The organism is Streptomyces ferrugineus (genome assembly GCF_015160855.1).
Lineage (GTDB): Bacteria > Actinomycetota > Actinomycetes > Streptomycetales > Streptomycetaceae > Streptomyces > Streptomyces ferrugineus.
In genome coordinates, this window is record NZ_CP063373.1 from 8,132,426 (window position 1) to 8,143,757 (window position 11,332).

Sequence of the window (11,332 nt, forward strand, 5' to 3'; positions counted from 1 at the left end):
ATGCCGCGCTCTCCCGCGTCCCGCAGGACCACGCACCGCCTGGCCGCCGACGCCGGGCTGCTGGTGCTGGCCGGGGCGTTCGTGCTCCCGCTGGCCTGGGTGGTCCTGTCCTCCCTCGACACCGGCGCGAACCTCCGGGTGAAGGTCCCGGACGGCCTGACCCTGGACAACTTCGACGCGGTCCTGACCCCGGAGATCACCTTCACACCGCTGCTGAACAGCCTGCTGCTGTGCGGCGGCGGCACGGCCCTGACCGTCGGGTGCGCGGCGCTGGCCGCCTACCCGCTCTCCCGGTTCCGCTCGCGCTTCAACCGACCGTTCCTGCTCACGATCCTGTTCGCGACGAGCCTGCCGATCACGGCGATCATGGTGCCGGTGTACGCCCTGTTCGTGCGGGTGAACCTGATCGACACCATGCAGGGGACGATCTTCTTCTTCGCCGCCTCCCAACTGCCGTTCGCCATCTGGCTGATGAAGAACTTCATGGACGGGGTGCCGAAGGAGCTGGAGGAGGCCGCCTGGACGGACGGGGCGTCCTCACTGCAGTCGCTCCTCAGGGTCGTACTGCCGCTCATGGGGCCCGGAGTCGCCGTGGTGACGGTCTTCTCCTTCGTGATGATGTGGGGCAACTTCTTCGTCCCGTTCATGCTCCTGCTCAGCCCCGACCAGATGCCGGCGTCCGTGAGCATCAACGACTTCTTCGGCAACCGCGGGATGGTGGCGTACGGCCAGCTCGCGGCGTTCTCGATCGTGTACTCGACGCCGGTGATCCTGCTGTACGTACTGGTCGCCCGGCGGCTGGGCGGCGGCTTCGCGCTGAGCGGGGCGGTCAAGGGGTGAGGGTGGCGGTCAAGGGGTGGGCGCGGCGAACGTCACTCGGGCAGCACCCCGGCCCGGAACGCCTCCACCCCCACGACCCTGCGCACCCGCACCGGCTCGATCAACAGCATCACCCGACGCTCTCCGGGCAGCAGCCACGGATACCGCTCCTCCCCGATGTACTTCCGCGTCAGCCGGTCCATGGCCCGCAGCGCCTCCTCCCCCTCCACGAACCGAGCGACCCGGCCCCGGATCTCGGCCCGGTCGTACGGGTTCTCGGCGTCGTGGTGGGACAGCGAAACGTTGGGATTGAGCCGCAGGTTGTCCACCTTGACGCGCCCGATGGACGTGTTGACCATGACGTACTCATCTTCGATGTCCGCCCACATGGGCGACACCTGCGGCATCCCGTCCGGGCCCACCGTCGCGAGGTGCCAGAAGTTCGGCGCGAGGAGACGCTCGCGAATATGCCCGTTGAGCTTGCCGTTCACCGACGGTCACCGCCTTCCGCGGGGTGCCGCCGTGACACCCCGGCGCCATCCTGGCCGTCACCCCACCCGGTCGACAGACGATCTTCGGCCAGCCGCGAACCCACGAGTAGCCGTACTTTCCTACAATCCGTGATCCTGGCCGAACAGACCGTAGTCACCCCACCCCGCCCGCCCTACGTTGAGGGCCGTGCGCCGACCCCCAGCCCAACCGAACCAGCCCCCCAGCCGCTCCAGCCGCCGTAACCCGCCCACTCCCCCGTTCAACGCCCCCGCAGCCCGAAGACTGCGCGCCGGCCTCAACATGGGCCCCGAGCACGTCGCCCACGGCCTGCGGACCTCGTACGGACTCCCCTACGTCACCGAGGACCTCGTCATCGCCTGGGAGCGCGAGCTCGCCTCCCCCACCAACCACGAGCTCACCGCCCTCGCGGGTGTGCTGTGGTGCTCGCCGGGCGAGCTGCTCGGCAGGCCGCGGACGCTGCGCGAGCACCGGATCGCCCGGGGCCTCGCGCCCGAGGACGTGGCCCGTGCCGTCGGGCACGAGGTCCTCGCCTATCTCCGCATGGAGGAGGACGACGCCTGGCACGGCACCGACCGCCAGTGCGCCGCCCTCGCCGATGTGCTCGCCCTGACGCTGCCCGACTTCATCACCGTCACGGGCCGCGAGCCCAGGCTCGCAGAGCTGCTGCGCAGTGCCGTGACGACGCGCTGGCAGGCGTATGTGCGCCCGGTCGGCAAGGTGGTGCCCCTGGACCGGCGCCTGCTGGAGACCAGCCTCCAGCAGCTGCACCAGGTCTACCAGGGGCAGATGACCGCCACGCTGAGCTGGGGCGGCGGCAGCGGCGAGGCCGGGGCGGCCGGCCTCGAGTTCATGGACCGGATCGTGGAGCACTTCTGGACGGCGGTCCAGGGGAACGGGCCCTGAGGCCCGGAAGACGGTGGAGCCGAGGCCAGGGGTGTCTTGAAAGTCCCCCTAGACCCCCTAGAAGACCGACTCCGCCTCGTCCATCCGGTCCTTGGGCACCGTCTTCAGCTCGGTGACCGCCTCCGCCAGCGGCACCAGCACGATGTCCGTGCCGCGCAGCGCGGTCATCCTGCCGAACTCGCCCCGGTGCGCGGCCTCCACCGCGTGCCAGCCGAAGCGGGTGGCGAGCACCCTGTCGTACGCGGTCGGGGTGCCGCCGCGCTGGACGTGGCCGAGAATGACCGGCTTGGCCTCCTTGCCGAGGCGGCGCTCCAGCTCGAAGGCGAGGGCGGTGCCGATGCCCTGGAAGCGCTCGTGGCCGTACTGGTCGATCTCGCCCTTGCCGTAGTCCATGGTGCCGTCGGCGGGGTGGGCGCCCTCGGCCACGCAGATCACGGCGAACTTCTTGCCGCGCGAGAAGCGCTCCTCGACCATCTTCACGAGGTCGGCGGGGTCGAACGGGCGCTCCGGGAGGCAGATGCCGTGTGCGCCCGCCGCCATACCGGACTCCAGCGCGATCCAGCCCGCGTGGCGGCCCATGACCTCGACCACCATCACGCGCTGATGGGACTCCGCCGTCGTCTTCAGGCGGTCCATGGCCTCGGTGGCGACGCCGACGGCCGTGTCGAAGCCGAAGGTCCGGTCCGTCGAGGAGATGTCGTTGTCGATCGTCTTCGGCACCCCGACGACCGGCAGACCGGCGTCGGACAGCATGCGGGCCGCGGTCAGCGTGCCCTCGCCGCCGATCGGGATCAGCGCGTCGATGCCGAAGTCGCGGGCGATGTCGGGGGCGCTCTCGCAGGCCTCGCGCAACCGGTCGCGCTCCAGCCGGGACGAGCCCAGTATGGTGCCGCCGCGGGCCAGGATGCCGCTGACCGCCTCCAGGTCGAGGCTGCGGTAGTGGCCGTCCAGCAGGCCCGCGTATCCGTCCTCGAAGCCGATCACCTCGTCGCCGTAGTGGGCGACGGCCCGGTGCACGACCGACCGGATCACTGCGTTCAGGCCGGGGCAGTCGCCGCCTGCGGTGAGAACTCCGATGCGCATCGTGCTGTGTCTCCTGGTCGCTGTTGATACCGGTGAGCAAGTCCGATTGTTTCATGTCGCCGAGAGTGGTGTCGCAGCCGTACTGACGGGCGCCTTATCCACCGCCAAGGGTATTGTCAAGAGGGTTTCGCTCACCTCACTGGGCGATTTTGCGACCCCGCCGACGGACTGCAGAAGACGAGATGAGAGGGAGAGCACGCGTGACGCGCAGCGTGTACGTGACCGGCATCGACCGCGGCGACGGCCGCCAGGTCGTCGAACTGGGGGTCATGGAGCTTCTGACCCGGCAGGTCGACCGGGTGGGGGTGTTCCGGCCGCTGGTCCATCACTCGCCCGACCGCCTGTTCGAGCTGCTGCGCGCCCGCTATCGCCTCTCCCAGGACCCGGCGACGGTCTACGGCATGGACTACCACGAGGCGTCCGCCCTCCAGGCCGAGCGTGGCACGGACGAGCTGGTGTCCACCCTCGTCGACCGCTTCCACGCCGTCACCCGCGACTACGACGTCGTCCTCGTCCTCGGCACCGACTACGCCGACACCCAGCTCCCGGACGAGCTGTCGCTCAACGCCCGGCTCGCCAACGAGTTCGGCGCGTCCGTGATACCCGTCGTGGGCGGGCGCAAGCAGAACACCGAGTCGGTGCTCGCCGAGACGCGCAACGCCTACCGGGCGTACGAGACCCTGGGCTGCGACGTGCTCGCCATGGTCACCAACCGGGTCGCCCGGGCCGACCGGGACGAGATCGCCGAGCGGCTCGACTCACGGCTGCCGGTGCCCTGTTACGTCGTCCCGGACGAGCTCGCCCTGTCCGCGCCGACGGTCTCGCAGATCGCCCAGTCCCTGGACGCGAAGGTCCTGCTCGGCGACGACTCCGGGCTCGCGCGCGACGCGCTGGACTTCGTGTTCGGCGGCGCGATGCTGCCGAACTTCCTGAGCGCCCTGACCCCGGGCTGCCTGGTCGTCACCCCGGGCGACCGCGCCGACCTGGTCGTCGGCTCGCTGGCCGCGCACAGCGCCGGCACCCCGCCGATCGCCGGTGTGCTGCTCACCCTGGACGAGCGCCCCGGCGACGAGATCCTCACCCTCGCCGGCCGTCTCGCCCCGGGCACCCCGGTGCTGTCGGTGCCGGGCTACAGCTTCCCCACCGCCGAGCAGCTGTTCGCCCTGGAGGGGAAGTTGAACGCGGCCACCCCGCGCAAGGCGGAGACGGCGCTCGGCCTGTTCGAGCGGTACGTCGACACCGGCGAGCTGCTGAAGCGGGTCTCGGCGCCGAGCACCGACCGGGTCACGCCGATGATGTTCGAGCACAAACTGCTGGAGCAGGCCCGCTCGGACATGCGCCGCATCGTGCTGCCCGAGGGCACCGAGCCGCGCGTCCTGCACGCGGCGGAGGTGCTGCTGCGGCGCAACGTCTGCGCCCTCACGCTCCTGGGCCCCGCCGACCGGATCCGCAAGAAGGCCGCCGACCTCGGTATCGACCTGGGCGACGCCCAGCTCATCGACCCGGCGACCAGCGAGCTGCGCGACGCCTTCGCCGAGCAGTACGCCCGGTTCCGCGCCCACAAGGGGGTCACGGTGGAGCTGGCGTACGACGTCGTCTCCGACGTGAACTACTTCGGGACGCTGATGGTGCAGGAGGGGCTGGCCGACGGCATGGTGTCGGGGTCCGTGCACTCGACGGCGGCGACCATCCGCCCGGCCTTCGAGATCATCAAGACCAAGCCGGACGCCGACATCGTCTCGTCCGTCTTCTTCATGTGCCTCGCCGACCGGGTCCTGGTCTACGGCGACTGCGCGGTGAACCCGGACCCGAACGCCGAGCAGCTGGCCGACATCGCCATTCAGTCGGCGGCCACCGCCCAGGGGTTCGGCGTGGAGCCGCGCATCGCGATGCTGTCGTACTCGACGGGTACGTCCGGGACGGGCGCCGACGTCGACAAGGTGCGCGAGGCGACCGAACTGGTGCGCGCGCGGCGGCCCGATCTGAAGATCGAGGGGCCCATCCAGTACGACGCCGCCGTCGAGCCGTCGGTGGCCGCGACCAAGCTGCCGGAGTCGGAAGTGGCGGGGCAGGCAACGGTTCTGATCTTCCCCGACCTCAATACGGGTAACAACACCTACAAGGCCGTGCAGCGCTCGGCCGGCGCGATCGCCGTCGGACCGGTGCTGCAGGGTCTGCGCAAGCCGGTCAACGACCTGTCCCGGGGCGCCCTCGTCCAGGACATCGTCACCACCGTCGCCATCACCGCCATCCAGGCCCAGTCCCCCAGCCAGAAGGTTTCCCAGCAGTGACCGCGTCCCGCATCCTCGTCCTGAACTCCGGCTCCTCGTCGGTGAAGTACCAGCTGCTCGACATGCGCGACAGCAGCCGGCTGGCCGTGGGCCTCGTCGAGCGCATCGGCGAGGAGGGCTCGCGGCTCAGGCACACCCCGTTGGGGAACGGCGGCGAGACCCGTGAGTGGACGGGCCCGATCGCCGACCACGAGGCGGCGCTCAAGGCCGTGTCGGCGGAGCTCGCCAAGGACGGCCTCGGGCTCGACTCGCCGGAGCTGGCCGCGATCGGCCACCGGGTGGTGCACGGCGGCAAGCACTTCACCGAGCCGACCGTCATCGACGACGCCGTGCTCGCCGAGATCGAGCGCCTGATACCGGTGGCCCCGCTGCACAACCCGGCCAACCTCACCGGCATCCGCACCGCCCAGCACCTGCGCCCCGACCTGCCCCAGGTCGCCGTCTTCGACACCGCGTTCCACACCACGATGCCGGAGTCGGCCGCCCGCTACGCCATCGACGTGGAGACCGCCGACCGGCACCGGATCCGCCGCTACGGCTTCCACGGCACCTCGCACGCGTACGTCTCCCGGGCGACGGCGAAGCTGCTGGGCAAGGACCCTTCCGAGGTCAATGTGATCGTGCTGCACCTCGGCAACGGAGCCTCCGCGTCCGCCGTGCGGGCCGGTCGTTGCGTGGACACCTCCATGGGGCTGACGCCTTTGGAGGGGCTCGTGATGGGTACGCGCTCCGGTGACCTGGATCCCGCCGTCATCTTCCATTTGGCGCGGGTTGGGGAAATGTCCATCGCGGAAATCGACACTCTTCTCAACAAGAAGAGCGGATTGATCGGCCTGTGCGGCGACAACGACATGCGGGAGATCCGCCGACGTATCGACGAAGGTGACGAGACGGCCCAATTGGCCTTCGACATCTACATTCACCGACTGAAGAAGTACATCGGCGCCTATTACGCGGTGCTCGGCACGGTGGACGCGATCGCGTTCACGGCCGGGGTCGGCGAGAACGCGGCGCCGGTGCGGGAGGCCGCCCTGGCCGGCCTGGAACAACTGGGCCTCGTGGTGGACGCCGAACTGAACGCCCTGCGCGGTGACGAGCCGCGGCTGATCTCCCCCGCCGGCGCGAGGGTGGCGGTCGCCGTGGTTCCGACGGATGAAGAACTGGAGATTGCCACACAGACCTACGCGCTGGTGGGCAACGCCTGAGTAACACGGCTGAGCAATACGCAGCTCATTTGTATCTTCCGCCAGACGGAATATTCCGTAGCGAAACAAACCGATAGGATCGTCCCATGCGCCGTTCGAAAATCGTCTGTACTCTCGGCCCCGCGGTCGACTCCCACGAGCAGCTTGTCGCGCTGATCGAGGCGGGCATGAATGTGGCCCGCTTCAACTTCAGCCATGGCACGCACGAAGACCACCAGGGGCGGTACGAACGCCTCCGGGCCGCCGCCGAGGAGACCGGCCGCGCCATCGGCGTGCTCGCCGACCTCCAGGGGCCGAAGATCCGCCTGGAGACCTTCGCCGAGGGCCCGGTCGAGCTGGAGCGCGGTGACGAGTTCGTCATCACGACCGAGGACGTCCCGGGTGACAAGCACATCTGCGGGACGACCTACAAGGGTCTGCCCGGCGACGTCGACAAGGGCGACCAGATCCTCATCAACGACGGCAACGTCGAGCTGAAGGTCACCGAGGTCGACAGCCCCCGGGTCAAGACGATCGTGATCGAGGGCGGCGTCGTCTCCGACCACAAGGGCATCAACCTGCCCGGCGCGGCGGTGAACGTGCCGGCCCTGAGCGAGAAGGACGTGGAGGACCTCCGCTTCGCCCTCCGCATGGGCTGCGACCTGGTCGCGCTGTCCTTCGTCCGGGACGCCAACGACGTGCAGGACGTGCACAAGGTCATGGACGAGGTCGGCCGCCGCGTGCCGGTCATCGCCAAGGTGGAGAAGCCGCAGGCGGTCGCCAACATGGAGGACGTCGTGCTGGCGTTCGACGCCGTGATGGTCGCGCGTGGCGACCTGGCCGTCGAGTACCCGCTCGAGAAGGTCCCCATGGTGCAGAAGCGGCTCATCGAGCTGTGCCGCCGCAACGCCAAGCCGGTGATCGTGGCGACCCAGATGATGGAGTCGATGATCACCAACTCCCGCCCGACCCGCGCCGAGGCCTCCGACGTGGCCAACGCCATCCTGGACGGCGCGGACGCGGTCATGCTGTCGGCGGAGTCCAGCGTGGGCGCGTACCCGATCGAGACGGTCAGGACGATGTCGAAGATCGTCGCCGCCGCCGAGCAGGAACTCCTGGCGAAGGGCCTGCAGCCCCTCGTCCCCGGCAAGAAGCCGCGCACCCAGGGTGGTTCGGTCGCCCGCGCCGCCTGCGAGATCGCCGACTTCCTCGGCGGCAAGGGCCTGGTCGCCTTCACCCAGTCCGGCGACACCGCCCGCCGCCTGTGCCGCTATCGCGCCGCCCAGCCGATCGTCGCGTTCACCACGGACGAGTCCACCCGCAACCAGATGACCCTCAGCTGGGGCGTCGAGCCGCACGTGGTCCCGTTCGTCAACAGCACCGACGAGATGGTCGACCTGGTGGACCAGGAGATCGTCAAGCTGGGGCTGTTCAACGAGGGCGACATCGTGGTGATCACGGCGGGGTCGCCGCCTGGGGTGCCGGGGACGACGAACATGGTGCGGGTGCACCATCTTGGGGGCGGGGCGCGGGACTGACCGCCCAAAGGCTCTTGTACGGCACTGAGGGTGCCCCCTGCCTTGTTCAGCAGGGGGCACCCTTTCGGCTACTACGACAGAGCTGTGGCCCGGACCTCGTGTGTGGAGGGCCGGGCCACAGCCGGGTGCGGCTCCCGAACGGGCTTTGAGGGCTCAGTCGGTGGTGTATTGGTGCAGTCCGGGCACGGTCAGCGTTCCGCCGAACTGGCCGGCCTGGGTGACCTTCACGTTGGTGAAGTAGATCCAGGGGATGTTCAGCGGCGGCGGGTGCTCCGGGTCGAACGTGATCGGGATCAGACCGAGCAGGTTGCCCGAAATGCTCTCGGTGTACATCACCGTCTTGCCGCCGGTGATCGTCGACGTCGAGCCCTTGGCCGCCTGCACATGGTAGGTCTTGCCGGCCTGCTTGTCCTTGACGATCTGGTGCAGGTCGCCGATGTCCGTGCCGTCGGATATGACGTACTTCAGGACCTTCTTCTTGGTGCCGTTGGCGGTCTTCACCTCGACGATGCCCTGGTAGTCCGCGCCCTTGAGGGTCAGCGAGCTGGCCTCCAGGTACCAGGGGTCGTCCGCCACGAACTGCTTGTTGTCGACGCCGCCCTCGTCGTCGGTGGCGGCCGGGCACGCGTCCGGGTCCACGGTGGGGCTCGCGGACGGGCTGGGCGAGGCGGTGGCCTTGTCCGCGGCGTCCTCGGCCGCCTTCTCGGCGGTCTCGGTGGTGTCCTCGGCCGCCTTGGACGCCGTGTCGGTCGTGTCCTTGACGGTGTCCTTCACCGTGTCGGTCGTGTCCTCGACGGTGTCCTTGACCGAGTCGGTGACCTTGTCGGTGGTCTCCCTGACGGTGTCGGACGTGTCCTTGGCCGACGCGTCGGACGACGCGTCCTCGCTCGTGCTCGGTGACGCGGACGGCGTCGGGCTCGCGGTGTCCGAAGAGCCGGCACCACCCGTGAAGATGCCGCTGATCGCGTCGCCTATCTCCTCCAGCAGGTTGCCCCCGCTCTCGGACGGCGAAGGGCTCGGCGTGGCGGCGTCGTCGCCGGCCTTGTCCTCGCCCGACTCGCTCTCGGACGGGGACGGCGTGGGCTCGGCCTCGTCGTCGGAACCTGAATCCGACGCAGCGGCCTCGCCCGAGCCGGAGGAACCCGAGGAGTCGGAGGAGTCCGCGGAGTCCTGGTCACCGGCCGACGCCGACGGGGTCGGCTTCGCCTCGTCGTCCTTGTCGCTGTCGGCGCTCGCCGACGGCGAGGGAGAGGACGCCTCGTCCTCGGAGTCCTCCAGGGCCGCGACACACTCCTTGTACTCGTCCGCCGTCAGGCTGTTCGCCGTCGGCTTGGAGGAGCTGTCGCTGTCGGCGATGGCAAGGCTCGCCGTGAACCCCATGCCCATGAGGACCGCCGTGGGCATCGCGGCCATGGCTATCGCCTTGCCGGCAGGCATGTGGAACCTGGTGAACAGCGGCTTCTTGGGTGCCGCGTGGCGCGGCCCGGTTCTCACACGGGACGCTTCCACATCAGCCCCGTGGGTCACCTCGTCAGCCGGCACTGTGCCTCCCGTTCGCCCCGTTCGCCGGGCTCGTTCCTGACAGATCGTTCGGCCCGCTCATCCCGTCCCCCACGGGCTTGAGGATCGTCGTGTCCGGGTCCGCGGCCTGAGGCGCGTCGTCCGTTGCCGGGGTGCCGCCCGCGGCGGGCTCCGCCTCGGGCTCGCCCGGCGCCCACGCCACGGCCATCGCGCCGCCCACGAGGGCGAACAGGAAACCGACGATGAAGCCGCCGAAGTTGGACACCGGGATGGACACCAGGCCCAGCAGAATCGCCGCGACACCCGCGAAGGTCCGGATGTGCTTCTGGAACCAGAGGCTGATGCCCAGCACGACGAGCAGCACACCGATGATCAGGGAGCCGGCCCCCGCGGTGGTGGACATCGCCAGGGTCAGGTGGCCGATCGTGATGTTCGCGTACGGGAAGTACATGATCGGAAAGCCGCCGATCATGATGAACAGGCCGGCCCAGAACGGCCTGGTGCCCCGCCAGGCGCGGAACTGCAGCCTCCGGCGGGTGACAAGGCCGGGCGCGGCAGAGGTCTCGGCGCTCATGGAAAACAGCTCCCTGGTGCGGCGTTGCTGTAGTGAGGGTGGTACTGCGATGGAGATGTGGGGGGTGGGTGAAGAGCCGGATGGATGGCGGACGGGCGGGGGCGCCGTCGGCTCCCCCGCCCGTCACGGAGTGCTCAGTAGCACTCGATGCCGGGGCCCTTGCCCTTGTGCAGCGACATGTGCAGACCGCTCAGCTTGAAGGTTCCGGCGGTGGTCGCCCACGCCGTCTGCTCCACGCCGGTCAGCTTGACCGACCCTGCCTCCTGGCCGAAGCCATTCGGGTTGGCCTGCTCCTTGCCACCCTTCATGCCGGGGCCGGGGCCGCCCTTCATGGACCCGGCCGCGACACCGATGTTGATGTCCTTGAACTCTGCGTCCGCGTCGAGTTCCTCGACGTCGATGTACAGGTTCTTGGCGTGGACCTGCTTGGCCTTGTCGCTGCTGTCACCGGCCGTCAGCTTCAGGGTGATGTCCCCGACGAACGGCACGTTCGGAGTGACGACGGACTGGCACATCTTCTCGATGCGCGCCGACTTGAACGCCGAGACCGCCACCGCGTGAGCGGTCTTCTCGCCGGAGAGGGTGGTCCCCGGGTCGACGGCCCCGTACTGGGAGAAGCCCGTTCCGTTGAGCTCCTTGGCCGTGACCTTGAACGACTGCCCCGACACACTGAACGACGCGGCAAGAGCGCCCTGCGCGAGGGCGACACCTATCGCAGCCGTGGCGGCCACGCTGGGCACCATGACCACAGCGAACCGCTTCCATCTGGTCCCGCCACGCACCTGGGACTCCATATTTCCTCCTTCTCGGACGTACATCACTGCCCCGGCCCAGCGCCCAAAGGCCGCTCAACCAGGCAGGGATGGGAGAAGTGCTACGTCCTCGGGAAGGAGAGCGCCCGTACTC

At 69.3% G+C, this 11,332-nt stretch carries 10 protein-coding genes; 5 read left to right on the forward strand and 5 right to left on the reverse strand.

Features of this window, described 5'->3' with window-relative positions; genetic code table 11:
* Nucleotides 1–840 carry a carbohydrate ABC transporter permease gene (locus tag IM697_RS36180; protein ID WP_194040423.1) on the forward strand — a complete coding sequence of 280 codons (840 nt, stop codon included), beginning with the start codon at nt 1–3 and terminating at the stop codon, nt 838–840.
* Nucleotides 841–872: 32 nt separating this feature from the next.
* Here the strand turns inward: IM697_RS36180 and IM697_RS36185 are convergent, their stop codons facing one another.
* Nucleotides 873–1,310, reverse strand: coding sequence for a PPOX class F420-dependent oxidoreductase (locus IM697_RS36185; protein WP_194040425.1), 438 nt, complete (start codon nt 1,308–1,310; stop codon nt 873–875).
* A gap of 187 nt (nt 1,311–1,497) precedes the next feature.
* Here IM697_RS36185 and IM697_RS36190 point away from each other — a divergent pair, with 187 nt between their 5' ends.
* Nucleotides 1,498–2,235 (forward strand): XRE family transcriptional regulator, encoded by a 738-nt coding sequence (locus IM697_RS36190; protein ID WP_194040427.1) that lies wholly within the window; start codon nt 1,498–1,500, stop codon nt 2,233–2,235.
* A 57-nt stretch (nt 2,236–2,292) separates the two neighbouring features.
* Here IM697_RS36190 and IM697_RS36195 read toward each other — a convergent pair whose 3' ends face one another.
* Nucleotides 2,293–3,318 (reverse strand): ATP-dependent 6-phosphofructokinase, encoded by a 1,026-nt coding sequence (locus IM697_RS36195; protein ID WP_194040428.1) that lies wholly within the window; start codon nt 3,316–3,318, stop codon nt 2,293–2,295.
* Between the two features lie 200 nt (nt 3,319–3,518).
* On the opposite strand from IM697_RS36195, the gene pta reads away from it, so the two are divergent.
* From pta to pyk, 3 genes are all read left to right on the forward strand, one after another.
* Nucleotides 3,519–5,609, forward strand: a complete 2,091-nt coding sequence (pta, locus tag IM697_RS36200; protein ID WP_194040430.1) for a phosphate acetyltransferase — start codon at nt 3,519–3,521, stop codon at nt 5,607–5,609.
* Nucleotides 5,606–6,814 carry an acetate kinase gene (locus IM697_RS36205; protein ID WP_194040432.1) on the forward strand — a complete coding sequence of 403 codons (1,209 nt, stop codon included), beginning with the start codon at nt 5,606–5,608 and terminating at the stop codon, nt 6,812–6,814. The genes pta and IM697_RS36205 overlap by 4 nt, the downstream gene beginning before the upstream one ends.
* An 86-nt stretch (nt 6,815–6,900) precedes the next feature.
* On the forward strand, nt 6,901–8,331 hold the full coding sequence (pyk, locus tag IM697_RS36210; RefSeq protein ID WP_194040434.1) for a pyruvate kinase: 1,431 nt from the start codon (nt 6,901–6,903) through the stop codon (nt 8,329–8,331).
* A gap of 153 nt (nt 8,332–8,484) precedes the next feature.
* Here the strand turns inward: pyk and IM697_RS36215 are convergent, their stop codons facing one another.
* The 3 genes from IM697_RS36215 to IM697_RS36225 form a co-directional block, all read right to left on the reverse strand.
* A complete protein-coding gene (locus IM697_RS36215; RefSeq protein WP_194040436.1) occupies nt 8,485–9,873 on the reverse strand; it encodes a hypothetical protein in 1,389 nt (462 codons plus the stop codon).
* Nucleotides 9,863–10,426, reverse strand: a complete 564-nt coding sequence (locus IM697_RS36220; RefSeq protein WP_194040438.1) for a DUF6114 domain-containing protein — start codon at nt 10,424–10,426, stop codon at nt 9,863–9,865. The genes IM697_RS36215 and IM697_RS36220 overlap by 11 nt, the downstream gene beginning before the upstream one ends.
* Nucleotides 10,427–10,560: 134 nt before the next feature.
* Nucleotides 10,561–11,220 (reverse strand): DUF6230 family protein, encoded by a 660-nt coding sequence (locus IM697_RS36225; protein WP_194040440.1) that lies wholly within the window; start codon nt 11,218–11,220, stop codon nt 10,561–10,563.
* Between the last annotated feature and the right edge of the window lie 112 nt (nt 11,221–11,332).

Excerpts from the sequence above, each read along its gene's own strand:
- IM697_RS36225 (WP_194040440.1), bottom strand. The coding sequence starts at position 11,220 with ATGGAGTCCCAGGTGCGTGGCGGGACCAGATGGAAGCGGTTCGCTGTG.
- IM697_RS36180 (WP_194040423.1), top strand. The coding sequence starts at position 1 with ATGCCGCGCTCTCCCGCGTCCCGCAGGACCACGCACCGCCTGGCCGCC.
- IM697_RS36220 (WP_194040438.1), bottom strand. The coding sequence starts at position 10,426 with ATGAGCGCCGAGACCTCTGCCGCGCCCGGCCTTGTCACCCGCCGGAGG.
- pyk (WP_194040434.1), top strand. The coding sequence starts at position 6,901 with ATGCGCCGTTCGAAAATCGTCTGTACTCTCGGCCCCGCGGTCGACTCC.
- IM697_RS36195 (WP_194040428.1), bottom strand. The coding sequence starts at position 3,318 with ATGCGCATCGGAGTTCTCACCGCAGGCGGCGACTGCCCCGGCCTGAAC.